Source organism: Caldinitratiruptor microaerophilus (assembly GCF_025999835.1).
In the GTDB taxonomy this organism is placed as follows: domain Bacteria; phylum Bacillota; class Sulfobacillia; order Symbiobacteriales; family ZC4RG38; genus Caldinitratiruptor; species Caldinitratiruptor microaerophilus.
In genome coordinates, this window is sequence record NZ_AP025628.1 from 2,081,811 (window position 1) to 2,107,297 (window position 25,487).

The 25,487-nt window shown below is 72.6% G+C and carries 25 protein-coding genes; 4 read left to right on the forward strand and 21 right to left on the reverse strand.

Annotated features, from left to right (window positions below; translation table 11 throughout):
- Window positions 1–13: 13 nt before the first annotated feature.
- From caldi_RS10065 to caldi_RS10090, 6 genes are all read right to left on the reverse strand, one after another.
- Window positions 14–1,999 (reverse strand): TRAP transporter permease, encoded by a 1,986-nt coding sequence (locus caldi_RS10065; RefSeq protein WP_264841635.1) that lies wholly within the window; start codon window positions 1,997–1,999, stop codon window positions 14–16.
- Window positions 1,975–2,538 (reverse strand): hypothetical protein, encoded by a 564-nt coding sequence (locus caldi_RS10070; RefSeq protein WP_264841636.1) that lies wholly within the window; start codon window positions 2,536–2,538, stop codon window positions 1,975–1,977. The genes caldi_RS10065 and caldi_RS10070 overlap by 25 nt, the downstream gene beginning before the upstream one ends.
- Entirely contained in the window at window positions 2,531–3,592 is a 1,062-nt protein-coding gene (locus tag caldi_RS10075) for a TAXI family TRAP transporter solute-binding subunit (protein WP_264841637.1), read from the reverse strand. Before caldi_RS10075 ends, caldi_RS10070 begins: the two co-directional genes overlap by 8 nt.
- Window positions 3,593–3,805: 213 nt before the next feature.
- Entirely contained in the window at window positions 3,806–4,489 is a 684-nt protein-coding gene (locus caldi_RS10080) for a response regulator (protein ID WP_264841638.1), read from the reverse strand.
- Window positions 4,461–6,137 carry an ATP-binding protein gene (locus tag caldi_RS10085; protein ID WP_264841639.1) on the reverse strand — a complete coding sequence of 559 codons (1,677 nt, stop codon included), beginning with the start codon at window positions 6,135–6,137 and terminating at the stop codon, window positions 4,461–4,463. The genes caldi_RS10080 and caldi_RS10085 overlap by 29 nt, the downstream gene beginning before the upstream one ends.
- Window positions 6,134–7,132 (reverse strand): TAXI family TRAP transporter solute-binding subunit, encoded by a 999-nt coding sequence (locus caldi_RS10090; RefSeq protein WP_264841640.1) that lies wholly within the window; start codon window positions 7,130–7,132, stop codon window positions 6,134–6,136. Before caldi_RS10090 ends, caldi_RS10085 begins: the two co-directional genes overlap by 4 nt.
- Before the next feature lie 358 nt (window positions 7,133–7,490).
- Between caldi_RS10090 and caldi_RS10095 the strand changes: the two genes are divergently transcribed.
- Complete coding sequence (locus caldi_RS10095; RefSeq protein ID WP_264841641.1) at window positions 7,491–8,519, forward strand: NAD(P)/FAD-dependent oxidoreductase; 1,029 nt, start codon at window positions 7,491–7,493, stop codon at window positions 8,517–8,519.
- A gap of 56 nt (window positions 8,520–8,575) precedes the next feature.
- On the opposite strand, the gene caldi_RS10100 is transcribed toward caldi_RS10095, so the two are convergent.
- From caldi_RS10100 to caldi_RS10135, 8 genes are all read right to left on the reverse strand, one after another.
- On the reverse strand, window positions 8,576–9,847 hold the full coding sequence (locus caldi_RS10100) for an NAD(P)/FAD-dependent oxidoreductase (RefSeq protein ID WP_264841642.1): 1,272 nt from the start codon (window positions 9,845–9,847) through the stop codon (window positions 8,576–8,578).
- 63 nt (window positions 9,848–9,910) lie between these two features.
- Window positions 9,911–10,870, reverse strand: coding sequence for a tetratricopeptide repeat protein (locus caldi_RS10105; RefSeq protein WP_264841643.1), 960 nt, complete (start codon window positions 10,868–10,870; stop codon window positions 9,911–9,913).
- Window positions 10,871–10,948: 78 nt separating this feature from the next.
- Window positions 10,949–11,854: an RluA family pseudouridine synthase gene (locus tag caldi_RS10110; protein WP_264841644.1), complete on the reverse strand. Its 906-nt coding sequence runs from the start codon at window positions 11,852–11,854 to the stop codon at window positions 10,949–10,951.
- The gene (gene thiE / locus caldi_RS10115) at window positions 11,851–12,549 is read right to left on the reverse strand and encodes a thiamine phosphate synthase (RefSeq protein ID WP_264841645.1); all 699 of its coding nucleotides are present in this window, start codon (window positions 12,547–12,549) and stop codon (window positions 11,851–11,853) included. Before thiE ends, caldi_RS10110 begins: the two co-directional genes overlap by 4 nt.
- Window positions 12,546–13,364: a hydroxyethylthiazole kinase gene (gene thiM / locus caldi_RS10120; protein WP_264841646.1), complete on the reverse strand. Its 819-nt coding sequence runs from the start codon at window positions 13,362–13,364 to the stop codon at window positions 12,546–12,548. The genes thiE and thiM overlap by 4 nt, the downstream gene beginning before the upstream one ends.
- A 17-nt stretch (window positions 13,365–13,381) precedes the next feature.
- Window positions 13,382–14,182 carry a bifunctional hydroxymethylpyrimidine kinase/phosphomethylpyrimidine kinase gene (gene thiD, locus caldi_RS10125; RefSeq protein ID WP_264841647.1) on the reverse strand — a complete coding sequence of 267 codons (801 nt, stop codon included), beginning with the start codon at window positions 14,180–14,182 and terminating at the stop codon, window positions 13,382–13,384.
- A 101-nt stretch (window positions 14,183–14,283) separates the two neighbouring features.
- Window positions 14,284–14,520, reverse strand: a complete 237-nt coding sequence (locus caldi_RS10130) for a hypothetical protein (RefSeq protein ID WP_264841648.1) — start codon at window positions 14,518–14,520, stop codon at window positions 14,284–14,286.
- Between the two features lie 99 nt (window positions 14,521–14,619).
- Window positions 14,620–16,005, reverse strand: a complete 1,386-nt coding sequence (locus caldi_RS10135; RefSeq protein ID WP_264841649.1) for a DEAD/DEAH box helicase — start codon at window positions 16,003–16,005, stop codon at window positions 14,620–14,622.
- Between the two features lie 190 nt (window positions 16,006–16,195).
- Here caldi_RS10135 and caldi_RS10140 point away from each other — a divergent pair, with 190 nt between their 5' ends.
- Entirely contained in the window at window positions 16,196–17,374 is a 1,179-nt protein-coding gene (locus tag caldi_RS10140; protein WP_264841650.1) for a pyridoxal phosphate-dependent aminotransferase, read from the forward strand.
- 22 nt (window positions 17,375–17,396) lie between these two features.
- On the opposite strand, the gene caldi_RS10145 is transcribed toward caldi_RS10140, so the two are convergent.
- The 3 genes from caldi_RS10145 to caldi_RS10155 form a co-directional block, all read right to left on the reverse strand.
- Window positions 17,397–18,692 (reverse strand): radical SAM protein, encoded by a 1,296-nt coding sequence (locus caldi_RS10145; protein ID WP_264841651.1) that lies wholly within the window; start codon window positions 18,690–18,692, stop codon window positions 17,397–17,399.
- A complete protein-coding gene (locus tag caldi_RS10150; RefSeq protein WP_264841652.1) occupies window positions 18,689–19,456 on the reverse strand; it encodes a hypothetical protein in 768 nt (255 codons plus the stop codon). Before caldi_RS10150 ends, caldi_RS10145 begins: the two co-directional genes overlap by 4 nt.
- Window positions 19,457–19,550: 94 nt before the next feature.
- The gene (locus caldi_RS10155; RefSeq protein ID WP_264841653.1) at window positions 19,551–20,540 is read right to left on the reverse strand and encodes a hypothetical protein; all 990 of its coding nucleotides are present in this window, start codon (window positions 20,538–20,540) and stop codon (window positions 19,551–19,553) included.
- Between the two features lie 298 nt (window positions 20,541–20,838).
- Between caldi_RS10155 and caldi_RS10160 the strand changes: the two genes are divergently transcribed.
- Both caldi_RS10160 and caldi_RS10165 read left to right on the forward strand, forming a co-directional pair.
- A complete protein-coding gene (locus tag caldi_RS10160; RefSeq protein ID WP_264841654.1) occupies window positions 20,839–21,207 on the forward strand; it encodes a hypothetical protein in 369 nt (122 codons plus the stop codon).
- Between the two features lie 39 nt (window positions 21,208–21,246).
- Window positions 21,247–21,780 (forward strand): hypothetical protein, encoded by a 534-nt coding sequence (locus caldi_RS10165; protein ID WP_264841655.1) that lies wholly within the window; start codon window positions 21,247–21,249, stop codon window positions 21,778–21,780.
- Window positions 21,781–21,852: 72 nt separating this feature from the next.
- Here caldi_RS10165 and caldi_RS10170 read toward each other — a convergent pair whose 3' ends face one another.
- The 4 genes from caldi_RS10170 to caldi_RS10185 are packed head-to-tail and all read right to left on the reverse strand — an operon-like array spanning window position 21,853 to window position 25,399.
- Complete coding sequence (locus tag caldi_RS10170; RefSeq protein WP_264841656.1) at window positions 21,853–22,338, reverse strand: tripartite tricarboxylate transporter TctB family protein; 486 nt, start codon at window positions 22,336–22,338, stop codon at window positions 21,853–21,855.
- 13 nt (window positions 22,339–22,351) lie between these two features.
- On the reverse strand, window positions 22,352–23,473 hold the full coding sequence (locus tag caldi_RS10175; RefSeq protein WP_264841657.1) for a Bug family tripartite tricarboxylate transporter substrate binding protein: 1,122 nt from the start codon (window positions 23,471–23,473) through the stop codon (window positions 22,352–22,354).
- Window positions 23,474–23,529: 56 nt separating this feature from the next.
- Window positions 23,530–25,077 (reverse strand): tripartite tricarboxylate transporter permease, encoded by a 1,548-nt coding sequence (locus caldi_RS10180; RefSeq protein WP_264841658.1) that lies wholly within the window; start codon window positions 25,075–25,077, stop codon window positions 23,530–23,532.
- Window positions 25,078–25,114: 37 nt separating this feature from the next.
- Complete coding sequence (locus tag caldi_RS10185) at window positions 25,115–25,399, reverse strand: hypothetical protein (RefSeq protein ID WP_264841659.1); 285 nt, start codon at window positions 25,397–25,399, stop codon at window positions 25,115–25,117.
- Window positions 25,400–25,487: the final 88 nt, after the last annotated feature.

A 25,487-nucleotide genomic window follows, 5' to 3' on the forward strand; every position in this document is an offset into this window, starting at 1 on the left:
ATCCCCCCGAAGCTCAGGCCGACGCCTGCTGCTGCCCTCCGGCGCGGGACCGCAGCCCCAGGTACTGCCACACCAGCGCGGCGGCGAACAGGCTGAACCCGACGACGTCCCCGACCGGGGTCGGGTAGATGAGCAGGAGCCCTGCCGCCACAAGCATAACACGCTGCAGCCACGAGGCGTGACCGAGGAGCCACCCGCCGGCGCCGGCCACGAGGGCGGTGATGCCCACCACGGACGTCGCCACGCCCAACAGCACCTGCGGCCACGAGCCGATGAGCAGCAGGCTCACGCCCTCCGGCCGCAGGGTGAACATGAAGGGCACGATGAACGCCGGCAGGGCGTACTTCCACGTCTTCCACATCGTCTTGTACGGGTTCCCGCCGGTGATGGCGGACACCGCGAAGCACGAGAGGGCCGTGGGCGGCGAGACCTCGGACAGCAGCGCATAGTAGAAGATGAACATGTGGGCCGCCGGTTCCGGCACCCCGAGCCGGATGAGCGCCGGGGCGGTGATCACCGCCGCCACGATGTACGAGGCCGTGATCGGGAGCGCCAGCCCGAGGATCAGCAGCACGATGGCCGTGTACAGCAGGGTCAGGAACAGGTTCCCCCCGGCCAGGTCGATGATGATGCTGGAGAACTTGAGCCCCAGGCCGGTGAGGTTGACGACGCCGATCAGGATGCCTGCCGTCGCCGTGGTGGCGGCCACGCCCAGGACCGAGAGCGCGCCCTGCTCCAGGGCGGCGAGGAGCTTCTTCGGCGTGAGGGCCGTGTCACGGCGCAGGTAGCTGACCAGCACCGCCACCAGCATGCTCCACAGCACCGCCCACATGGCCGAGAAGCCCAGCGCCAGGAAGATCACGATGACGACGAGGCTGGTGAAGTGGAACCAGTAGGTGCGCACGAGCTGCCCCAGGGGCTTCGTCTCCATGGGGACCTCGCGCGTCCCGAGCTTGACCGTGTCCAGCTCGATCATCAGCAGGATCGACAGGTAGTAGAGGAGCGTGGGCAGGAGCGACCACTTGATCACTTCGAGGTAGGAGACCCGCGTGAGCTCGGCGATCAGGAACGAGGCCGCACCCATCACCGGCGGCGACAGCACGGCCCCGATGCCGCCGGCGGACAGGATCGCCCCGGCCGACTCCCGGTCGTAGCCGGCCTTGCGGAGGATCGGGTAGGTGATGGACCCCAGGGTGACCGTGGTGGCCACCCCGCTGCCGGACGGACCGCCGAGGAGGAACGAGGCGAGCGTGACCGTCCGCCCCGCACCGCTCCGGCGCCGGCCCATGGCGGCGAACGAGAAGTCGACGAAGAAGCTGCCGGCGCCGCTCATGTCGAGGATCGCACCGTACAGGGTGAACAGGATGATGAACGTGGCGGAAACCCCGATCGGTACCCCGAAGATGCCCTCGAGGGTCATGTACTGCAGGCCGACCAGCCGGGTGAGCGGGTACCCGCGATGGGTCCAGGGCGCCGGCAGGTAGGGGCCGGCGAAGGCGTACACCAGCGCCAGGATGGCGAGGATGGGCAGGATGGGCCCCGTCGTCCGCCGGCCGGCCTCCAGGACCAGGACGATCGTCACGATGCCCAGCACCAGGTCCAGGGTGTTGGGCGTCACGGAGCGGTAGACGAACTCGTCGAAGTCCACCACGATGTAGGCCATGGCGGCGACGCCTGCCAGGGCCAGCACCCAGTCCAGGACCGTGAGCCGCCGCAGCCGCTTCGAGGGCGGGTACAGGAGGAACGCGAGGAAGAACAGGAATCCCACGTGCACGGCCCGCAGGAGCTGGGCCGGCACCGTGCCGGCAGCGGAGTACAGGCCCCACAGGCTCATGAGGATCGCCGCGATGCGGATCACCCAGCGCATCGGACCCTCGAACTTGCGCGTGGCGCCCTCGTACTCCTCGATGATCTCCTGGACGCGCGCCTCGTCCAGGACCGCGCCGGTCTCCTGGAGATCCGGATCCGCGGCGGTCACTCCGCGCTTCTGGTCGCGCAATCCGCAGTCCCCCTCCCCAACCAGTACAGCGACAGCCCGAAGGGTACGAGGCGAACCCTGAGCGTGGCCGGCCCCCACGCGCCGGCGACGGCGCTGAGCGGCAGCCGGCACGTCCGGTCCTCGTACGTCCGACGGCCCACCGGCGTAGCCGCCACGGTGAGGCGGCGGTACGGGAACCGGAACCCGTACAGCCGGGTGCGGCCCGGCACGACCTCGGCGCGCGCACCCGGGATGTCGTAGTAGCCGGCGATGCGCTCGTCCGGAGCGACCACCTCGTAGAGCACGAGCCGGCCCCACAGGTCGACCTCGAACGCCTCGGTCACGGGTACATCGAAGAGCGAGTGCTCGTAGCGGAGTGCGAAGCGATAGCCGGGGTACACCGGACGGCGAAGGGGGGCCCCGCGGCCGGGGCTGCCCACCTCCAGCACCGGCACCGGCAGGAGGGCGGCGAGCAGCACGAACAGGAGAAGGAGGGCGCCGGGCCGCACACCGACCCGACGCCCGGTCCGGGGACGCCGGCTCACCGTCCGGCTAGACACCCTTCTCCTTGTAGAACTTCATGGCACCGGGGTGGAACTCGACGGGCGACCCCTTCGTCGCGGTCTGGAGCGTGAGCTTCTTCGCCTCGGGGTGGACTGCCTCGAGTTCCGCCTTGTTGTCGAACATGGCCTTCAGGATGTTGTAGGCCAGATCCTCCGGCATGTCCCGGTGCACGACCAGCAGGTTCGGCACGCCGGCCACGATCACTTCCTGATCGACGCCGGGGTACACGCCGGGCGGCACGGGCACCGGCGTGTAGAGCGGCCCGTACTCCTTGACCAGCGCGTCGATGATGTCGTCCGTCGGCAGGAGCTTGATCTTCACGCCCGGAGTGGAGGCCAGCTCGAGCACGCCGGCCGTGGGAAGCCCGCCCGACCAGAAGAAGGCGTCGATCTTGCCGTCCTTCAGGGCGTCCGCCGACTCGCCCACGCCAAGCCGCTCCCGCTTGATCCCGCTCTGCGGGTCGATGCCGTAGGCCTTCAGGACCCGCTCGGCGATGACCTCGGTGCCGCTGTTGGGCGACCCCGTGGAGACGCGCTTGCCCGCCAGGTCCTTCACCGAGTTGATGCCGCTGTCCGCTTTCACCACGATGTGGGTGTAGTTGGCGTAGAGTACCGCAAGCGCCTGGATGGGCAGGGGCTCCTTGAACTTGCCCTTCCCCTTCACCGCGTCGTAGGCCGAGTCGCCCAGGGTGAACGCCACGTCCGCAGACTTCTGGGCGAGAAGGTTCAGGTTCTCGACGGAGGCCGACGTCACCTCTGCCGTGGCCTCGACGCCCGGCACGTGCTTGGAGAGAACCTGCGCCAGACCGCCGCCGTAAACGTAGTAGACGCCGCTGGTGCCGCCGGTGGCGATCGAGATTCGCTTGACCGCCCCGCTGGACGCCTGCTGGCCGCCCTGCGCCGGCGCCGCCCCGCTCGAGCTCGCCGCCGGGGCGCTACCGCCCGTGCCGCCCTGTCCTCCCGAAGCCGGGGCGGCCGGTTTCTGTCCGCAGGCAGACACGAGGACCGAGAGCGCGAGGACGAATGGTACGACCAACCGTGCGCGTTTCACCCCAGGAACCCCCTCCCGGGCAGTCCCCCACCGCCCGGCGGGCGAACCCGCCGGGGCGGCCGGAGGCGTGCGCCCTTGGTTCTTCTTTCGTGTCCAAATTACACAACCGCGAACGTAAACCTGTTTTGCATCTTTACACGCTTGTCCTGTGCGTTTTGTGCGTTTTGCTCATAAAGATCACGAAGGCCGGCGTCGGGCCCACCGAAAGAGGGATCACGCTTTCGGCCCGATCCACCGGTAGGACCGCTCCGGCCGCCCGACCGTGCCGTACACCGGGCTCACCTCCACCCGGCCGGCGCCGGCCAGGTACCGGAGGTAGCGCTGGGCCGTGCTCCGGCTCACCCCGGCCGCTGCCGCAACGGTCTCGACCCCGACCGCCTCGCCGGCCGCCCGCAGAGCCGCCTCGATCCGCTCGAGGGTGAGCGGGTCGATGCCCTTGGGAAGGGACGACATCCCCTCACGCCGCCCCACCAGCGCGTAGAGCCGGTCGATCGCCGCCTGCTCCACCTCCCCTTCCCGGGGCATCTCGCTCCGGTAGCTGCGGTAGCGCTGCAGCGCCTCGTGGAGCCGCTCCATCCGGAAGGGCTTGAGGAGGTAGTCAACGACGCCCGCGCGCACCGCCTGCTGCACCTCCGCCGCCTCCCGGGCCGCGGAGATCACGATCACGTCCGTGCCCAGGCCGAGGGCCCGGATGCGGCGCAGGACCTCCTGGCCGCTGATGTCGGGAAGGTACAGGTCGAGGATCACGAGATCGGGCTTGAGGGCCTCCACCTGGTCGAGGGCCTCCCGCCCGGAGCGGGCCGTGCCGACCACCTGGAAGCCTTCCACGCGGCCCACGTGGCGGGCGTGGATCTGAGCGACCATGAAGTCATCGTCCACGACGAGCACCCGGATCATCGCGCCGGCCCCCCTCTCCGTCCCCGCAAGGCAGGCGCACCACGAAGCGGGCGCCGCCCCCCTCCGACTCGCAGACCGTCACGTCCCCGCCCACCTGACTCACCCGGCGCCGCACCAGGGCGAGCCCCAGGCCGCGGTGCCCCGGCGACTCGGACCGGGTGCTGAACCCCTCGGCGAAGATAGCCTCCCGCAGCGCCGGCGGCACCCCGGGGCCGCCGTCGGACACTTCGAGGACGGCGTCCGGGCCCGTGTCGTCCAGGCGGACCCGGACCCAGCGCCGCTCCTCGGGGAGGTTCTGGACCGCCTCCACGGCGTTCTCGATCAGGTTGCCGAGGACCGTGACGAGGAGGCTCCGCCCGAAGCGCTCCGGCGCCCGGGTGAGCCGGCTCGCCGGGTCCAGCTCCAGGCGCACGCCCAGCTCGGCCGCCCGGTTGTACTTGCCCAGGATCAGGGCGGCCACCGTGGTGTCCGGCACCGCCCGCGCCAGGTGGTCCAGGAGCCGCTGGTGCTGCTCCTCGGTCCGCATGATGAACTCCAGCGCCTCGTCGGCCGCCCCGAGCTGGATGAGTCCGGCGATCGTGTGCAGGCGGTTGGTGAACTCGTGCGTCTGCGCCCGCAGCGCCTCGCTGTACCTGCGGATGTCCGTGAGCTCCCTGGCGATGCGTCGGATCTCGCTCCGGTCGCGGAAGCTGGCCACCACGCCGGCGATGCGGCCGCCGATGTGGATGGGGACCTGGTTGGCCACCACCTCGGCGTCCCCCAGGAGCATCTCCTGGTCGTACTCCGGCTCCCCGGTCTCGAGCACCCGGAGCATGCGGCAGCCCGGCAGGATCTCGCCGACGTGCCGGCCGACCGGGCTCTCCTCCAGGTCCATCAGGCGCTGCGCCTCCCGGTTGCACACCGTGATGCGCCCCTCCGCGTCGATGGCCAGGATCCCCTCGCGGATGGCGGCCAGCACGGCGTCTCGCTCCTCGACGATCCGGGCGATCTGCGGCGGCTCCAGACCGAAGATCTCCCGCTTGATCCCCCGCGCCAGCCGGGCAGCGCCCAGCGAGCCCAAGATGAGCGCCGCGGCGGCGATGAAGGCCGCCTCGCGGCCGAACCGCAAGGTGAGGAGGCGCACGTCCTGCACCCGGAATCCCACGGAGACGAGCCCGAGGATCTCGCCGTCCCGCCCGTAGATCGGGGCGATGCCGGCCAGCGCGGTCTCGTTCGCTTCCCGGATCCGCGTGTAGTACGCGGCCCCCTCGTACAGGGCCGGGCCGTAGTCGAGACTGGCGGTCGCCTTGCCCACCCACTCCGGAACCGGGTGCGACAGCCGGGTGCCGCTCTGGTCGAGCACCACCACGAAGTCGGCCCCGACGAGGCGACGCACGCGCTCGGCCAGCGGAGCCACCACCGGGATGGGGTCGCGGGTGTATAGGCTATCGGCGATGCCCGGCATGGCGGCCACGGTGCGGGCGATGTCGAGCGCCCGCGTTCCGATCTGCCGCTCCAGGGCCTCGGCCGCCCGGTACCAGAGCGTGCTCACCGTGAGCACGAGGAGCCCCAGGAGGAGGGCCAGCACGAGGAAGGTGACCTTCCGCTCCAGGCCCATCCGCCCGAGGCCGGTGGCGGCCCTCGGGAGGGCGGCCCCGCCGGCCGTCACTGCAGGATCCCCGCTTCCCGGAAGAACCGCGCGGCGCCCGGGTGGAGCGGGACCACCCCGGTGATGCCGCGCAGGGCAGCCGTGAGCTGGAGCCGGCCGGCCGGGTGCGCCCGGGCCAGTTCGTCCGACTCGGCGTACAGGGTCCGGACCACGTCGTAGGTCAGGTCGTCCGGCAGGTCGGCCCGGCAGATGAGGATGTTCGACACGGCGACGGTGCGGACGGGCTCCGACTGACCGGGGTAGGTGCCCGCCGGGATCGTGTAGGGCGCGTACCACGGGTGCCGGGCGATGAGCGCCCGGACCCGGTCCTCCTCCAGCCCGATCAGCCGCGCGACGCCGGAGGACAGCGCGTCCACCACCGCGGGGGTGGGCACGCCCCCGGCGATGACCGCCGCGTCTGCCTTCCCCCGGGCCAGGGCCTCGACGCTCTCCCCGTAGCCCAGGTAGAGCGCCTCGGTGTTGCCGCCTTCGCCGTAACGCAGCCCGTAGACCTCGAGCAACTCCCGGGCATTGATCTCGGTGGCGCTGTCCCGGGGGCCGGGCGCCAGGGGGCGGCCAGCCATGTCGGCGACCCGGGTCACCCCACTCCCTTCCCTGGCGAGGACGTGGATCACGTTCGGGTAGAGGTAGGTGAGCCCCCGCACGGCCGTCTGCCGCGGGCGGCCGCTCAGCGGTCCCGCGGCGTTCACCGCGTAGTAGACGATGCCGCTCTGGCCGAAGGCGATCTCCGCTTCGCCCCGCGCCAGCAGGTCGACGTTCTCGGGGGTTCCCGCGGTGGCCAGCGCCACGAACCTCCGGCCGAGCCGCTGTTCCAGCACCCGGGCCATCGCCTGGCCGAGCGGGTAGTACACGCCGGCGGGGGTGGCGGTGGCGATGCGGACCGCGGGCGGAAGCGAGGCCGGCGGGGAGGCCGGCTGAGCGGGGCGGCGGGCGTACAGGCCGCCCAGCACGACGAGCGCCCCTGCCGCCACGGCCGCGACGGGCTGCCAGCGCACGGGTCCGGACCCCCTCTCGCGCGGCTGGACTCCCGTCGCTTGGTTCCGCGCGCGAACCGCACACTCCTGCTCCCGGCCGCCGCGGGGGTGCCCGGCGCCGCCCCCGTCGCCGGGCGAGTCCCGGGTCATACGAATTGTTGATAGGCGAGCGACGGGTCTGCCGGTGCCGCATCGCAGAACGGCGTTCCGCTCCGTGTTTCGGGCGGTCGCTGCGGCGTCCGCCGCTGCGCTCCGGCCGGCGCACCTATGCCCTGCTCGCAAAGTTGTGTTATAGTCTTTCCGTGTCGGGGAAGGGGCACGAGCGGGACCCCTGGGTCGGGGGCCTCGACCTGATCGAGCGGGAGGTAAGCCAAGACCCATGTCGGAGCACAGCGCAGACCTCTACGACATCACGTTCATCGGCGGCGGGCCGACGGGCCTGTTCGGCATCTTCTACGCCGGGATGCGGCACGCGCGCACGAAGGTGATCGAGAGCCTGCCGGAACTGGGCGGCCAGCTCACGGCTCTGTACCCCGAAAAGTACATCTATGACGTGGGCGGCTTCCCGGAGGTGCTGGCCAGGGACCTGGTCGAGAACCTGAAGAAGCAGGCGTTCACGGCCAACCCCGACTGCACGGTGTGCCTGGGCGAGCGCGTGATCGGCCTCACCAGGGAGGCGGACGGGACCTTCACCCTCACCACCGACAAGGGCACGCACCGGAGCCGGGCCGTCATCATCACCGCCGGCATCGGCGGGTTCGAGCCCAACCGCCTGCCGAACGAGGACGCGCAGCGCTTCGAGGGCAAGGGCGTCTGGTACAACATCCCCGAGCTGGCCTGGTTCCAGGGCAAGCAGGTCCTGGTCATCGGCGGCGGCGACTCCGCCGTGGACTACGCCCTCATGCTCGAGCCCATCGCCCGGCACGTCACCCTGATCCACCGCCGGGACGGCTTCCGGGCCCACGACGCCAGCGTGAAGAAGCTGGCCGAGTCCTCCGTCGAGGTCAAGCTGTTCTACGAGCTCAAGTCCCTCTCCGGCGACGGCTGGGTGCGGGAGGCCACGATCTTCGACAACCGCACCAAGGAGGAGACCACCATCCCGGTCGACGCCGTGGTGATCGGCACGGGCTTCAAGGCCTCCCTCGGGGCGATCAAGGACTGGGGCCTCGAGATGAAGGGCAACCAGATCGTGGTCAACTCCAAGGGAGAGACGAACATCCCGGGCGTGTACGCCGCCGGTGACATCGCGTGGTACCCCGGCAAGATCCGGTTGATCGCCACCGGCTTCGGGGAGGTCGCCACGGCCGTGAACAACGCCAAGGCGTTCATCGACCCCGGGTCGGCGGTGTTCCCCGGCCACTCCTCGGAGAAGAGCGAGGAGAAGAAGGAACTGAGCGAGAAGAAGTAGTGCCCGGCGGGCGATCCGCGCGCCGGCCGCCCCCGTGGCGGCCGGCGCGCGGCGCGTCAGGCGGGCGAGACCTCGCCCGGTGACGGCGCAATCCGCCCGTTCTCCCCGGCCGCCACCTCCAGCCCCCCCGGCCGCAGGCCAGGCCGGGGCCGCAGCGTGCGCAGCGCCAGCCGCCGCGCCCACGGCCGGGCGTATCGGGCGAGCACCGGGATGAGGCCCCCGGTCTCGACCGCGTGGTGGGCCTCGATGAGCCGCTTGATCACGACCGCCGGCAGGCCGGTGAAGCGCCCGGCGCCCACGTAACCCACCGCCTCCCGGCCGCCGAGGGTGGCGAAGGCCCCAAGCAGGCGGGGCTGGAACGGCACCTCGTCCCGGCCTGCCAGGCGCCGGAGCAGGTTGCGGGCAGCGTGGCGCCCCATCTGGACGGCCAGCTGGGCGGAGGGGGGCAACTCCTGCCCCGTGGCCGGGTCGGTGAACGATGCAGCGTCGCCCGCCACGTAGATCTCGGGGAACCCCTCGGCGCGCAGGAGCGGGTCGACCTTCACGCGACCCCGGGGGGTGACGGGCAGGCCCGATCGGGCCAGCACGGGGCTTCCGCGTACCCCGCCCGCCCAGACGAGGAGGTCGTACGGGAGGGCGGGGCCTTGCTCCACGTGCACGTGCGCCGGGTCGACGGAGACGATCTTCGTCCCGGTCCGGACGCGTACGCCCTTCTCCTCCAGCACCCGCTGCGCCTCCCGGGCGAGGATCGGGTCGAAGCCGGGCATGAGGGCCGGGGCGGCCTCGACGACGGTGATCTGCAGCCGGTCCGGGTACCGCTCGGCCAGCTCGCCGGCCACCTCCACCCCGGTGAGGCCACCCCCGGCGATCACCACCCGCCGGGGCCCGCCGCCCTCCACCAGCCCGGCGACGCGGGCCGCCAGCTGCCGGGCGGCCGCCGGGTTCCCGACCTCGAGACCGTGCTCCCGGGCGCCCGGGATGCGGAAGAACTCCGCTTCACCCCCCACGGCCAGGATGAGGTAGTCGTACGGGAGAGACTCCCCGCCCGCGAGAACGAGCCGGCGTGGGCCGGGCTCCACCCGGTCGACGCTCCCGACGACCAGCCGCCCCCGCGCGGCGACGAAGCGCCGCAGGGACACGCGGACGCCCTCCTCCTCGACCCCGCCGGCCACCAGCGCCGGGAACTCCGTGACGAAGTAATGGTAGGGCGTGGCGCTGACCAGGAGGAGCTCGAGGCGCGGACCCCGGTCCGCCAGCTCGCCGAAGGCGCTCAGGCCGGCGTAGCCGCCGCCGGCCACCACGACGCGCGTCCGCCCCGCTTCGGGCACCGCCTCACCCCCCGGGCCGGCTCCGCCTCCAGCCCGGGGATTAGTGTGCCCACGCCGGGGGCGTCACGGCGCGGCCGGGGCCACGGGTCCCACCTGCTCCGTCAGGACCGCGAGGTCGACGGCGAGGAGGTTGCCCACGACGTCGCCGGGGTCGAGCACCAGCGCCACCGCCGCCTCGCGGGCCGCTCCCTCCAGGTCGCCCGTCAGGATCTGGACCTGGGCGAGCGACAGCCGGACGGCCGCCGCGAAGGACGCGGAGTAGAAGTCGGGGTAGCGGTCCACGCTCGCCAGGGCGTCACGGTACGCCCGGGCGGCCAGGGGAGGCTGGCCCAGGGCCCGGAAGAGGTTGCCGAACTGAATCAGGACTTCGCCCCGCAGTTCCTCCGGCACGACCCGGTAGGCCTGATCCAGCTCGACGGCCGCCGCCTCGCGCTGCCCGCCGAAGGCCAGGGCCTGGGCCTTCTGCACGTGGGCTCGGTAACTCCAGGGGTCGATGGCCAGCATGGTGTCGGCCACCTGCCCGAGGGTCGCCACGTCGCCCCGGCGGGCCGCTTCCCGGGCCCGCTCCACCAGCGGATCGGCCAGACCGACCCCCCAGCGCCCCTCCTCGTAGCGGAGCGTCACCCACCACTCCCGGCCCTCGAGCGGCGGCGCGCCCTCGAGCTCCCAGCGCACCCCCCGCACCGGGAAACGCACCCAGCCGGGGTCTTCCTCCCGGGGCTCGCCCACCTCGCGGTAACCGTAGGCCACGTACGATTCGAAGAACGCCTTCAGGTCCTCGAGGCGGTATGCCTTCCTGGCCCGGGCGCTCAGCAGCTCGTACACGCGCGCCCAGTCGAGCGAACGGCGTGCCTGCAGGTAGGCCTCCAGCGCCGCGCGGGCGCCCTGGAGCGAGGGGTCCCCGAGAGCCGCCGCGGGGGTCGGGTCCCGTCGCCCCTGGCAGCCTCCGGCGAACAGGGCCAGCGCCAGCGCGAGGACGGCCCACCGCGCCACACTCCCGGAGCGGGCTGACGGCCGCCGCACAGGGGCTCCCCCCTCTTCTCCCGGTTGGAATCATCTTACGTCCCACGTTCCGGCCCCGTCCAGACGGGAAGCGGCGGTTCAGCCCATCCCGCCCTCCGGGGCGCCGAGCGCGGCGAGGAGGGCCTGAAAGTCCGGCGGCGGCGGAACTTCCAGGGACAGCAGCGTCCGGTTGCGCGGGTGGACGAAGCGCACCCTCCACGCGTGCAGGGCCGGCCGGGCCAGCCGGTCCGTGGGGCCGCCGTACAGCGCGTCGCCCAGCAGGGGGTGCCCGGCCCAGGCCAGGTGTACCCGGATCTGGTGGGTCCGGCCCGTCTCGAGCGTCACCTCGCACAGGGTGGCGGCGGGCCAGCGGCTCACCGCGCGGACGCGGGTCACGGCCGGCTGGCCGGCAGGGTCGACCCTTCGGCGCACGGGGTGGTCCGGGTCGCGCCCGATGGGCTGGTCGATCGTGAGCGCATCGGCCTCGATCCGGCCCGAGGCCACGGCCAGGTAGACCCGCTCCAGCCGCCCGGCCAGCGCGGCGTGCGCCCAGGCGTTCTTGGCGAACACCACGAGCCCGGAAGTACCCCGGTCGAGCCGGTTCACGGGATGCACCGGCGCGGGTTCGCCCCGCGAGGCCAGGTAGTGCACGGCCGCATTCGCCAGCGTGCCGCCGCACACCCCCCGGGTGGGGTGGACCACCTGGCCGGGCGGCTTGTTCACGACCAGGAGGTCGGCGTCCTCGTGGACCACCTCCAGCGGCAGCGGCTCCGGCGCCACCCCGGGCGAGGCTTCCTCTTCCACGAGGACGACGACCTCCGCGCCCGCCGGGACGGGGTCCACCACCCGCCGGGGCTCGCCGTCCACCAGGACCCGGCCGTGGTGGCGGACCCGCCGCAGGAGCGTGGAGGTGACCCGGAAGCGGCGGCGGAGCAGCGTGTCGAGCCGGAGGCCGGCGGCCTCCGGCTCGACGGTGAAGCGGAAGAGCTCGCGCAGCCCGCTCACGCCCCCCGGGAATCCGGCCTGCCGCCCGGCGCCGCCGTTCCGGCCGCAGCCTCCACGGCGTCCAGGAGCGCGCGGGCGGCGGCGCGGACGTCGGGGGCGGCCACCACGGCGGAGATGACGGCCACCCCCGCCGCGCCGGCGCGCACCACTTCCGCGGCGTTCCCCGCGTGAATGCCGCCGATCGCCACCACGGGGATCCGCACCCGCCGGGCGATGCGGGCCAGGCCTACCACGCCGATCGGCTCGCCCGCGTCCGCCTTGGAGCCCGTGGGGAACACGGCGCCGACGCCGAGGTAGTCGGCGCCGCCCGCCTCTGCCGCCAGGGCCTGCGCCTCGTCCTCCACCGAGATGCCGATGAGGAAGTCCGGCCCGGCGACCCGCCGCGCCTCGGCCAGCGGCAGGTCGTCCTGGCCCAGGTGGACGCCATCGGCCCCGACGGCCAGGGCCACGTCCAGCCGGTCGTTCACGAAGAAGAGCACCCCGGCCTCCCGGGTCAGCTCGCGCAGGCGGCGACCCACCTCGACCAGCCGCCGGCCACCCCAGTCCTTCCCGCGCAGCTGGATCGCCGTCGCCCCCCCGGCGATGGCCTCCGCCACCACCTGGTCGGTGGGGCGCCCCCGCGAAAGGCCCTCGTCCGTCAGCACGTAGAGCCGCAGCCGCCGGGCCAGGGCCTCGCGGCGCCCGCCGCCGGTCATGCGGCTCCCCCCTCGACCCAGTCGATCCGCACGCCTGCCGCCAACTCGGCCGGGGTCAGGCCGTACAGCGCATCGAAGAGGCTGACCTGGAAGGAGCCCGGGCCCGCCGCCCGGGCGGCGGCCACCTCCGCCGCGTACCCGTAGTAGGCGAGGGCGCAGGCAGCGGCCACCAGCGGGTCGCTGCCCACGGCGACGAACGCCGCGACCACGGCGGTGGCCATGCAGCCCGTCCCCGTCACCGCCGTGAGGAGCCGGTGCCCGTTCCGCACGGCGGCGACCCGGCGGCCGTCGCTCACGTGGTCGACCTCCCCGGTCACCGCCGCCACCACCCCGAGCCGCTGCGCCGCCGCCCGGGCCAGTGCGGCGCCGCCCGCCGCGGCCCCGGCCGAGTCGACCCCCTGCACCCGCCCTCCAACGCCGCTCAGCACGCCGATCTCCCCCGCGTTGCCCCGCAGCACGGCGACCCGCAGCTCGCGGAGGAGCCGCTCGGCCGTCCGGGTGCGCAGCTCGGTCGCGCCGGCGCCCACCGGGTCGAGCACCACCGGCACCCCGGCGTCGTTCGCCGCCCGTCCGGCGCGGAGCATGGAGTCGACCCAGCGCTCGTCGAGCGTGCCGATGTTGAGCACCACCGCCCGGGCTGCCCGGGCCATCTCCGCCACCTCTTCGGCGGCGTGCGCCATGACCGGCGCGGCGCCCACCGCCAGGGTCGCGTTGGCGGTGACGTTCATGACCACGAGGTTGGTGAGGTGGTGGATGAGCGGCCGCTCCCGGCGCACCCGCACCAGGAGGTCGGCTGCGGTCTCGCCCCAGTTCATGCCGCTGTGCCCCCCGATCAGGCGTCCGCCAGGTGGGCGAAGAAGTGGTTGGTGGGCCCGTGCCCCCCGCCGATGCCGGGCGCGTGCGCGATGGCCCAGGAGATGACCTTCTTGGCCCGCTGGAGCGCCGCCGGCACGTCGAGGCCGCGCGCCAGCCCGGCGGCGATGGTCGCCGAGAACGTGCAGCCCGTCCCGTGCGTGTGCCGGGTGTCGATCCGTTCGCCGTCCAGCTCGAAGAAGCCCTGGCCGTCGTAGACCAGGTCGACCGCCCTGCCCTCTGCCAGGTGCCCTCCCTTGACGACCACCCAGCGGGGCCCCAGCGCGTGGATGCGGCGGGCGGCCTCCTCCATGTCCGCCCGGCTGCGGACCGGCCGGCCGGCGAGCGCCGCCGCCTCCGGCAGGTTGGGGGTGACGACCAGCGCCAGGGGCAGGATCTCGTCGACCACCGCCTGCCGGGCCTCCGGCTCCAGCAGGGGCTCGCCCCCCTTGGCGACCATCACCGGGTCCACGACGAGCCGCTCCACCCGCCAGCGCCTGAGCGCCCGCGCGGCGGCCCGCACGATGCCGGCGCTTCCCAGCATGCCCGTCTTCGCCGCGTCCGTGCCGATGTCGCTCAGCACGGAGTCGATCTGCTTCTCCACCATCTCCGGCGAGACCAGCTCCACGGCCTGCACCCCGAGGGTGTTCTGGGCCGTCACCCCCGTGATCGCGGCCGTGCCGTACACGCCCAGCGCGGCGAAGGTCTTCAGGTCGGCCTCGATCCCGGCCCCGCCGCCGCTGTCCGAACCGGCGATGGTGAGCGCCCGTGCCATGCCCATCTTCTGCAGCCTCCTGTGGTGCGGCGCCGGCATTCCGGGCCGCCGGCCGGCCCTGCGAAGGGAAGGCCGGCCGCCACGCGTGCCGGAGCGGCCCCGGCCCTTCAAAACGGGAGACCCCGGGCGATCCGCCACTCGACCAGCAGCACCCCCGCCGCCAGCGCGCCCAGGCTGAGCACCGCCAGGGCCACCCCGGTCACCGGCACGTGAAGCCACAGGGGTAGCGGCTGGTGATCGATGAGCCAGATCAGCAGGGGGATGTCGGCCAGCGCCGCCGCGGTGGCCGCCGCCGCCCCCCACAGAAACCGATCCGCCGGCGCCTTGCCGCCCTCACCCTCCACGAGCCCACATCCTTTCCCGCGCATGCGTGCCCGGTAGCTTCCGGGGACCTTTGACGAGGAGAGTTCGGCGCCTGCGGCCCGGGTTCCTCTGGGTCGCCCTCAGCGCACGAGCGAGAGCACCTCGTCCTGCACCGCCCCGGCGGTGAACGATGCGGCGCCCCGGGCCCGGGGACCGGCCGCCGGCCCCTCCCCGTCCAGGATGGCGGACAGGAGCCGGCGCTTCTGCTCGACCAGCCCGGCAATCCGCTCCTCGATGGTGTCCCGGGCCAGGAGCCCCGTCACGAACACCGTCCGGTGCTGGCCGATGCGGTGCACCCGGTCCTCCGCCTGCTCGGCCGCGGCGGGGTTCCACCAGTGGTCGAGGTGGTAGACGTGGTTCGCCCGTGTGAGGGTGAGCCCCACCCCGCCGGCCTTCAGCGACATGAGGAGGACCCGGGGCCAGTGGTCCTCCTCGAAGCGCCGCAGCAGTTCGTCCCGCTGCCACTGCGACAGCTCGCCGCTGAAGAGCGCCGCCCCGAAGGGCTCGAAGCGGGGCAGGAGGGGCAACAGGGACTTCTCGGGGAACTGGGAGAACACGAGCACCTTCTCGCCCCGCGCCAGGATGTCGGGTAGGTCGCGCAGGATGTAGTCCACCTTGCTGCTCGCCCCCGTGGCGGGGTCGAGGTTGCAGATCTCCTTGAGCCGGGTGAGCAGGCCGAGCACGGCTCCGCCCCCGCCCCCGGCCGGCCCCGGCAGTTCGCCCCGGGCGGCGGCGAGGGCAGCCTCGTAGGCGGCCCGCTGGGCCGGGTGCAGGTCGACCCACACGTCCCGCCGCAGCTTGGGCGGCAGGTATGCCAGCACCTCGGCCTTGCGCCGGCGGAGCATGAAGGGCGCCAGCGCCTCCCGGGCCTCGGCGGGGCTCGGCGCGGTCCGCCAGGACGGCCCGGGCACCGCCCCGGCGAGCAGGAAGGAGAACACGGCCAGCAGCTCCTCCAGCCGGTTCTCCAGGGGGGTGCCGGAGAGGCCCCAGCGGATCGGGCTCCGCAGCCCGGCCACGGCCCGGGCGAGCTGGGTGGCCGGGTTCTTGATGCGCTGGATCTCGTCGAGGATCACGAGGTCGAACGCCCGGGCGTCGGGCAGGGCGGAATCCACCCGCCACGTCTCGTACCCGCAGAGGAAGATCTGGTTCTTTGGCCACTGCCAGTACCAGATCCGGCGGGAGGGCGGGCCGTACACGGGACAGCAGATCAGTTCGGGCGCCCAGCGGCGCACCTTGCGCCACCAGTCCCAGAGGAGCGTCTTGGGGCACAGGACCAGGGCGCGGCGCACCTTGCCCACGGCGAACAGGCGCCTTGCGGCGCAGATCGCCTGGATCGACTTGCCCAGGCCCATCTCGTCGCACAGGAGCGCCGCCGGCCGCTCGACCAGGAAGCGCACGCCCTCCTCCTGGAACGGGTACAGCGGTGGCGGCGGCGGTGGCGGGGCGAGGTAGGCCACCGTCTCCATCGGCGTTCACTCCCCGGGGCTCGGCGGAACCTGCGAGTTATGTTCCGCCCGCACGCGGGAGCCCATGCGGCGAAAAGAAAGGCAACGCCGGCGGCCACGTCCTGTTTCCGGCGGCCGTTGCCGGCGTGTTCGCGCGCGGCAGGAAGGGCCCGCCGCACCGCGGAAATCGGTTTTGAGGAGGCATGAAGACGTGAAGCCGCTTGCGCGTGTCGCCGCCGAGATCCCCCCGCAGGGGGTCCGGGTCATCTTCGAGCTGGCCTGGAAGATCCCGGACGCCATTCACCTGGAGGTCGGGGAGCCGAACTTCCCGACCCCGGCCCACATCGTCGAGGCGGCCGCACTGGCCGTCCGGGACGACCGCTGGCACCACTACACGCCGAACGCGGGGATCTGGTCCCTGCGCGAGGCCATCGCCGAGAAGATGCGTAGCCGCAACGGCCTGGAGGTCACACCCGAGCAGGTCGTCGTCCACGCGGGCGCCGTGGAGGGCATCGCCAGTATCCTTCTGGCGCTCGCCGAGGCCGGCGACGAGGTGCTGATCCCGGGCCTCGCCTGGCCGAACTACGAGATGTTCCTGCGCCTGCAGGGTGCCACGCCGGTCCCGTACCCGCTGCGCGAGGAGAACGGCTTCCTCCCCGACCCGGACGAGATCGCCCGTCGGATCACCCCGCGGACGAAGGCCCTCTTCATCAACACGCCGGGCAACCCCACCGGCGCCGTCTTCCCGGCCGAACTCCTGCGGACGCTCGTCGACCTCTGCCGGCGCTACGACCTGTACCTCGTCTCGGACGAGGTGTACGAGGACATCGTCTTCGACGCCCCGCACGTCAGCGCCGCCCGGTTCGACACGGACGGCCGGGTCATCACCCTGTCGGGGTTCTCGAAGGGGTACGCGATGACGGGCTGGCGGATCGGGTACACCGTGTCGCCGCCCCGCATCGCCGAGGTGATCACGAAGATCCAGGAACCCCTCATCTCCTGCACGAACGCGGTCGCCCAGAAGGCGGCCGAAGCCGCCCTGCGGGGCCCGCAGGACGTGGTCGAGGCGATGCGTCAGGCCTACCGGCGCCGGCGAGACATGGCCCTGGACATCCTGCGCCGGGAGGGGCTCTACCGCTACACGCCGCAGGGCGCGTTCTACCTCCTCGTCGACGTCCGCGGCGCCGGCGAGGACTCTTACGCCGTGGCCAAGGCCCTGCTCCGGGAGGAGAAGGTCGCGGTCGCGCCCGGCGAGGCCTTCGGCGCCCAGGGGCGCGGCCTGGTCCGGGTCTCTCTCGCCTCCAGCGAGGAGGCCATCCGCGAGGGGCTCACCCGGCTCGCCCGCTTCGTGCGCCGGCCGCTCCACGCCCCCGCCGCTGGCGACGACTGACGGCCGCCGACTACAGCCGGGCTCAGTAGATGAACTCCCGGATGTCGTAGAGCGACACGCGCGGACCGGGGTCGGAGCGGAGGGCGGCGCGCAGGGTCTCTAGCTGGGCGCCGACCTCCTCCTCCGTCAGGGCCCGCACGCCCTCGGCCCGGGCGCGCGCCGCGTACTCGAGGGCCGGGTGCTCCACGAACGGCGAGAGGTAGATGATGTCCCCCGGCCCCAGCCCCATCGCCCGGACGACGCGGACGGTCTCCGCCACGTGCCGGGCGGCGTACCGGTCCCCGCCGGCCCCGGCCATGACGATCACCCCGACCGCCAGCCCCGCCGCCTTCATCTCCCGCACGAGCTCCACGGCGTCGGCCGGTGTTCCCGGCTTGTTGAGGAAGGCCAGCAGGTCGGCGCTGCCCGTCTCCAGCCCGACGTAGACCCGCCGCAGGCCCCGTCGCGCCATCTCCTCGAACTCCCGGCGCCCCTTCGTGATGCTGCCGGTGAAGACGTCCAGGAAGGAGTAGAAGCCCTCGAAGTGGACCGGGTGCTCCCGGCGCCAGGCGGCAAGGGCTCCGCCGGCCAGCCCCGCCGGGGGCACGGGGAACACCCGGGCCGCCGCCTCCATGTGGGACAGCAAGAGCGGTTGCGGGGTGACCAGCGCGTTGGCGTCGGCGAGGAAGACCGTGCGGCGCAGGCCGAGGGACGGCCCCAGGAACGCCCGCACCGCGTCCAGGTGGGCGGCGAACTGGGCGGCCGTCCGCACCCGGAACGGCCGGTCCCGGTAGAAGTTGCAGAAGGTGCACCGGTTCCACGAGCAGCCTTCCGTCGCCTGCAGCACCACGGCCAGGTACTGGTCCGGCGGCAGGATGGTCACCGGCCGGTACACCTGGCGGAAGCGTTCGGCGGTGGCCTGATGGTCGGCCCAGGAGTACGCGGCGGCGCGTTCGAGCCAGGCCGCGGCAACGGCGGTCAGGTCCGTCTCCGGACGGGTCTCGCCGGCCCGCACCAGCCGGGCCTCCCCCGCTCCGACCGCGCGCCGCGCGGCGGCGGCGGCTTCCCGCACGCGGGCGAGAAGGGCCTGCTTTCCCTCTTCGTCCAGGTCGGCCCGCACGTGCTGCAACCCGGCCGGCCCCCGTTCCCAGCCCTTCTCGAGCACCTGGCCGGAAAGCCCCCACTTGTAGGTGCGCCGGCCTTCGAAGGTGTAGAAGACCCGGCCGGTGGCGTCGAACGCGCTGACGTGCCGCCCTCCGATGCTCACCGAGAGGGAGTGCGGATAGATCGCCACCGTCACTTCGGCGGCCGACACGCCAGACCCGACGGGGATCGTCACGGCGAACCCACCTCGTCGCCCGGTCTCCGGGCCGCGTCCCGTCGCGGGCGACCCGACCCCTCCCGCGCGACGTCGGGGCGCTGCGCCAGGGCGGAGCCGGGCATGGCCAGGAAGCCGGCGAACAGGACGACGGTGCCGGCGGCCAGGGTGACCCAGAAGGCGCCGGAGCCCTGGAGGACCCGGGCCATCGTCCCGGCCGCGGCGTTGATCAGCGTGCCTCCGGCGATGAGGGCGTTGCCGAGGAGCAGCCGCCCCGGCGAGCGGCGCCGGAGGACCCGCCACGCGCTCCACAGGGCGACCCCGAATACCCCGACGGTGCCGTACGTGTTCATGAGGATGAGCACGGCGAGCCCCGGCCCGAGATCGAGCACGTGCACGCCCGCCCCCGCCCCGGTGGCCGCGACCTGGCGAAGGGCCTGCAGGTCCGCAGGCGCCCGGAAGATGACGTACGCGCCCACCGCGCCCAGGGCGACGAGGGCCCAGAGGAGTCCCCCGGCCACGCGGCGGGGCAGCGCCATGTAGAGGCTCCCCTGGCCGAGCAGTGCCGCCATCAGCAGGGCGCCGGTGAGGTAGTACACCCGGAACCACGCCAGGCTGAGCCAGACGGTGCTGAGGATGAAGGCCACGGCCCCCACCCCCGAGAGGAAGAGCGACAGCGCCCACACGGCCTGCTGCGGCCGCCGCCTGTGGACGTACTGCCGCAGCACCAGCGCAGCGAAGGCGAAGCTGACGGCCGCGACCACGGCCGGGTACAGGTACTGCACCGCAATCCCTCCCGCGAGCTTCTTCGGCGCGCGGACGCCCCGCACCTTCGCGCCCGCCGGCTGCCCGGGCAGGAAACCCGGAGCGCCGGCCGTCCTACGCCTCGGGGCCCGCCGGGCTGCGGCGGGCCAGCAGCTCGGCGGCCTCGATGTACGCGGCCGACTCGCCGACGTGCCACGGGTACTCCAGCCCGGCGAACCGCTCCTCCACCTCCGCCAGCGCGGCCGCCGCGCGCGGCCTGTCGCCGGCCCGTGCGGCCGCCACCGCCGCCAGCACCCAGGGGAACGCGTCTTCCTCCAGCCGGTGCCACGCGGGGTGCGCGGCGGCGAACGCGTGGTACCCCGCAGGGTCGTCGGTGAGGCCATGGACGAGCGGGAAGAACTGGACCACCCCGTCCGGGTAGAAGCGGCCCTCGCTGCGCCAGCGGGTCCCGTAGGGCCCGAGGCCCCAGTCGAGGCGGCCGTCACCTCGGGCGAAGCGCCCGAGGGCCGACTCCACGCGCGCCGCCCGCTCCCGGGCCGCGGCGGCCTCCTCCCGCTCCCCGGCGGCCTCCAGGACCCGGGCCCAGTCGAACCACCCCCGCCAGACCTCGACGTTGTCCATCAGGAACTTGACCGGGTAGTCGGCGCGCGCCCAGGTGAGCCCGTCCCGGTCGGTGAGGGACTCGATGGCGCCGGCCACGCGGCGCAGGTCGTCCAGGTGGGCCCGCACCCACCGCACGTCGCCGCCTGCGTCCAGGTAGGCAGCCACCAGGGAGAGGAAGGTCGCCGCGTAGGCGTCGGACGAGTCGCGGGTACCCCGGGAGACCTCCATGCCGTGGCGGACGGTGAAGTCGTCGATGGTCCCGTCCGGGTTCAGGTGCCGGACGTACCAGTTCATGTAGCGGCGAACGGCCGCACGGCCCGACCGGTCCGCCAGCAGGGCCCGGGCGGCCCGATTGGCGAAATACGGATTGATGTCGAGCCGGGCCGGGGTCAGGGCGATCGCGCCGGTGGGCCGCTGGGACGCCAGGATGTACTGCCGGTGGCGCGCGATCCGGTCCGCCGGCCGGTCCCGGCGGGCTCCACCCCCACCCGACCAGCCCACCACACACGCCACCCCCACCAGGGCCAGGAGCGCGAGGCCACGGCTTCGGAACCCACGGTTGAGTCTTCCCGCCCGCCCCATCCCCATCCCCTCTCTCCACCGTGTTCCGCCGTTCCGGCAGGGCCCCTGGACATTCACTCAGGGTCCTGGAATAATGGTAACGCAAAGGATATGTGCCGCGTTTTTCATTTGCTTTACAAAACGGTTGGTGAACGATTGCAGGCACCACGAATTCGGCCGGCCGCGTGCTCGCGGGGTACGCCGAGAGGACCGGCCCGGAGGGAAAGGAGGGAACCCGGTGGACGGACACGCACACGGCCACGGCCCGGGGCACGGACATGCCCACGGGCACGGGCGCCTGGACGCCCACGGCCACACCCGGTTCCACGCGCCGATCATGGAGCGACCCACCACGCTGTGGGGCAAGATCAAGCAGTTCTTCTGGGGCTTCCTGTTCTTCGAGTGGTACCACGAACTCCAGCACGAGCGGGCCAAGTACAACGACGTGATGAACCTCATCCTCTTCGGCGAAATGCTGGGCATCCCGCTCATGAACTCGTCGATCGGGCTGCGGCTGCTCCCGTACGCCCTGCCCGACCTGCCGGCCTGGAAGCACCGCCAGCTCGAGGAGCACGTCGTCGAGGAGCACGCGCCGCACATCCACTGAACGGGGGACCCGCCGCCCTAGGCAGGGAGGGCTGCGCCGTTGGAACAGACCTTGACCCGCGTGGTCGTCTTCCTGGCGTTCGCGCTGCTCGGGTGGTGGTTCGTGGGCAACTGGCTCAACCGCCGGCGGGCGAACGCCCTGGCCCGGGTGATCTACCACGCCGTCCCGGTCCTCGGGCAGCGAGCCACGATCCGCCCGGTGGGCTCGGGCAGCGCCGGGTTCCACATCGAGATCCAGGACCCGGTCCCGGGGGTGCGCTGGGCCGCCCTCCTGTGCCTGCTGGAGGCGCGCGACTTCCCCCTGGCGTGGATCTATACCCGGCTGCGCGGCCGGCGTGACACGGTCATCCTGCGCGTGGACTTCGCCACCCCCCCGAAGGAAGAAGCCCGCCCCGACCCCCGCACGGCGGGGGCGCAGGCGGGCCTGCGGCGGGTCATCGCCTTCCGGGTGCAGCCGGAGAGCCCCCACCTGCAGCTGAGCTTCGGCGTCGGCGGCGGCGAGGAGGACGAGATCCGGCGGGCCTTCGAGTTCGCCGCCCGCCTGGCGCGGGGCGAGGTCGCCCCGTCGGGCTGACCGTGCCCCCGGAGGCCCGCACCGCGAGAAGGCCGCCCCGGCGAGGGGCGGCCTTCGCCGCGGCGGCGCGGGCTAGAACGGAAGCCCCAAGCGGTAGAAGATGCTCTTCGGCAGCGCCACCCGGAAGCCCCGCTCGAAGACGAAGTACAGGACCACGGCGAAGACGATGCCGTGAAGGAGCGTCCAGTACCAGCGGAAGCGCCCGTACCACCAGCCGAAGAGCCACGAGTAGGCGGCGGCCACGACGTAGAAGCCGAGGCGCCCCGCGCCGGCGGTGGCCAGAAGGATTGGCAGGCCGACCTTCCCCACCTCCGCGGCGGCGCGAGGGTCCTCGAAGAAGCGGACGTCCCCCTTCCTCCGCCACGCCTCCCAGCCGGCCCCGAGGATCCCCAGCACCATCAGGAGGCTGAGGAAGAAGGGGAAGAAACCGGGGGCGGGGCCGGAGTCCCCCCATCCCGGACCGAGCCGGACGGCGTCGTAGGCAACCAGCCCGGCGAGCACCAGCATCCCCAGGGTGACAACGAGGTCCACGGCTCGCAGGCTCACCCTGCTCAGCACGCCGTCCGCCCCCCTACTTCACCCAGCCGATGTCCCGCATGAGCTGCGCGTGCAGGGTGTCGTACTGGTGGAGGAACTGCCTGAACTCGTCCCCGCCGAGGAAGCGCGCCACCATCATGTTCTGGGAGAGGTAGTCCTGCCACTCCTTCGTCTCGAACACCCTCTTGAACAGGTCGACCAGCCAGGCACGGTTCTCCTCGGGGATCCCCGGCGCGGCGATGATGCCGCGCACCTGATAGTACGCCAGCTCGGAGTGGTCCCCCAGCCCGACCTCCTTGTACGTCGGAACGTCGGGAAGGAACTTGAGGCGCTCCTCCGTGAAAGCCACGAGGGGCCGCATCCGGTCGGGGTAATGCGGGGAAGCCTCGCTGGGCTGGTTGACGCTGGCCTCCACGTGCTTGCCGGCCACCTGGGCGGCGACCTGCCCGCCGCCCTTCTCAGGAACGTACTTGAACGGTTGCCCGCCGAGCGCCCGCTGGAGCAGGTTGAACAGGATCTCGTCTTCCTGCTTGCTACCGGTCCCCACGACGGTGACGCTCCGCTCCCTGGCCGCCTTGACGAAGTCGTCCCAGGTCTTCCAGGAGTCGACGTGCGTCCAGAGCACGAAGGGATCCAGGGCCATGAGGGCGACGGGGGTGAAGTCGCTGGCGATCGCCTTGAAGGGGAGCTTCTGCAGCTGCGGGGTCGTGAACACGGAGTTCAGGGTGATCAGGACGGCGTTCGGGTCGCCCTTCTTGCCGTAGAGGTACTGCAGGCCCACGGCCCCGGCCCCGCCGGGCTTGTTCACCACCAGGAAGGGCTGGGGCGAGAGCTTGTACTTGTCGATCACGCTCGTGATGAACCGCGCGTACTGGTCCGACCCGCCCCCCGGCTCCGTGGTGACCACGAACTCGACGGGCTTGTCCGGCGGCCTGGGCGTGACGGCCGCCGCCCCCGACGCCCCGGCGGGCGACCCCTGCCCCGGCGACTGCGCCGGACCGGCGGGCTGCGCCTGGGCGGACGGCTGGTCCTGTCCGGAGCGCTGGCTCCCCTGGGCCGGCGCCTGGCCGCCTCCACACCCTGCCAGGACGGTGAGGCCGAGGCCGGCCAGGAGCGCGACCAGGCCCCTCTGCCAGGGCTGTCGATGGTGGATCACCGCTGACCCCTCCTCCCCAAGATGGAACGTGCCGTGCGCGCGGGCCCGCGCACCGGTCAACCGGCCCTCGCCACGACCTCCGACCGGCTCTCGCCCCGCCCCGGGCCCCGCCGTCCCAGCCGGACCAGGGCCTGGACCGCCGGCAGGAGGAACAGGGCGAGACCGATCACCGTGAGCGGTGCCGCCAGTGGCCGGGCGAACAGGATCGCCGGGGACCCGTTGCCCAGGATGAGCGTCTGGCGCAGGGCCGTCTCCGTGGGGGCCCCGAGCACCAGGGCCACGACCAGCGGCGCGACCGGGTACCCCAGGCGGCGCAGCACGAAACCGACCACACCGAACAGCAGGACGAGCCAGACGTGGAACAGGGAGTTGCTGATGGCGTACGCCCCCAGCATGCTGAAGATCACGATCATCGGGGTCAGCAGCGCGTAAGGCACCCGCATGATCGCCGTCAGGGCCGGGGTCGCGAACAGGCACACCAGGAAGGCGAAGGCGTTGGCCACGTAGAGGCTGGCGATGAAACCCCACACAAGGTCCGGCTTTTGCTCGAAGAGCGTCGGGCCGGGCAGGAGGCCCCACGTGTACAGCCCTGCCATGATCACCGCCGCGGTCGGAGAACCCGGGACACCCAGGGTGATCATCGGCAGGATCGAGCCGATGGCCGCCGACTTGTTGGCCGACTCGGGGGCCAGGACCCCCTGGATCGCCCCACGGCCGAACTCCTCCTGGTTCCGCGCCGTCTTGCGCGCCAGCCCGTAGGCCATGAACGAGGCAGGCGTGGCCCCCAGCCCCGGCAGGATGCCCACCCAGAAGCCGAGCAGCGACGACCACACCGCCAGGAGCCAGTTCCTGCCGATGCTCCGGAGGCTCTCGACCACGTCTGCCAGCCCCAGGCGGCTCGCTGCCTTCTGGGTGCTCCCGTCCCCCTGCTCGGTCGCGCTGGCAAGGATCTCACCGATTCCGAAGAGGCCGATGGTGACCGGAACGAAGTCGATCCCCTCGAGCAGGGTCACGCTGCCGAAGGTGAGGCGGGGCTGGCCCGTCACGATGTCGAGGCCGACCGAGGCCATCAGGAACCCGAGCGCCATCATGATGAGGGTCCGGAACGGCGACTTTCCGCCCATCCCGATGAAGGTGCCGAACGTGATCAGGAGGACGGCGAACAGTTCCGGAGCCCCGAACTTGAGGGCCATGCCGGCGAAGGGCTGCGCGAGGAACGTGAACAACGCCGCGGACAGGATCGCCGAGAACAGCGACACCAGGAACGCCGCCGTCAGCGCCATGCCGCCCCTGCCCTGCCTGGTCAGCGGGTAACCGTCGAACATGGTGGCGACCGACCACGGCTCCCCGGGGATGCCGAAGAGGATGGAGGTCACCACCCCGCCGAAGGCCGACCCCCAGTAGATGCCGGCCAGGAACATGAGAGCGGCGTTCGGCGGCATGAAGATCGTGATGGGAAGCAGGATCGCCACGCCGGCCGTCCCGCCGAGTCCCGGCAGGACGCCGATCACGAGGCCCAGGATGACGCCGAGCCCCGTGAAGAGCAGGTTGTATGGTTGAAGGGCGGTTTCAAACCCGAGCCCGATGCTTGCCAGCGCACCCATGGATGCTCTTCACTCCCCCTCCCCGCCAGACGGGTCATCACCCGGCCGCCGCCTGCCCCAGGCCGCCGAGCAACGCGGCGGCCGCGATTCCGACCCCGCCGCCGCACCAGATCGCCCCGAGCACCCGCCAGCCGATGGGACCCAGGAAGTCCCGGCCGGCCACCCGCCCCCAGTCCACGCGGGCCCGGAGCCGCGGCACACGGTCCGCAGCCAGCCGTGTCCCCCAGATCAGGCACCACGCCCCCCAGGCCACCCACGTCAGACCGATCGCGAACAGCACCGCCATCACCGCCATCGCCGCCCTCGCCTGCGGAAGTCTCACTTGACCGCCTTATTCACCTCCATCTCCCTAGTCCTGTTTGCGTAAGTACCTGTAAGATTCTGACGTATAAAGGCACTCACTCCCCCTT

Coding starts and splice junctions, on each gene's coding strand:
- caldi_RS10080 (WP_264841638.1), bottom strand. CDS start 4,489: ATGATCCGGGTGCTCGTCGTGGACGATGACTTCATGGTCGCTCAGATC.
- caldi_RS10095 (WP_264841641.1), top strand. CDS start 7,491: ATGTCGGAGCACAGCGCAGACCTCTACGACATCACGTTCATCGGCGGC.
- thiE (WP_264841645.1), bottom strand. CDS start 12,549: ATGACCGGCGGCGGGCGCCGCGAGGCCCTGGCCCGGCGGCTGCGGCTC.
- thiM (WP_264841646.1), bottom strand. CDS start 13,364: ATGAACTGGGGCGAGACCGCAGCCGACCTCCTGGTGCGGGTGCGCCGG.
- thiD (WP_264841647.1), bottom strand. CDS start 14,182: ATGGGCATGGCACGGGCGCTCACCATCGCCGGTTCGGACAGCGGCGGC.
- caldi_RS10135 (WP_264841649.1), bottom strand. CDS start 16,005: ATGGAGACGGTGGCCTACCTCGCCCCGCCACCGCCGCCGCCACCGCTG.
- caldi_RS10180 (WP_264841658.1), bottom strand. CDS start 25,077: ATGGGTGCGCTGGCAAGCATCGGGCTCGGGTTTGAAACCGCCCTTCAA.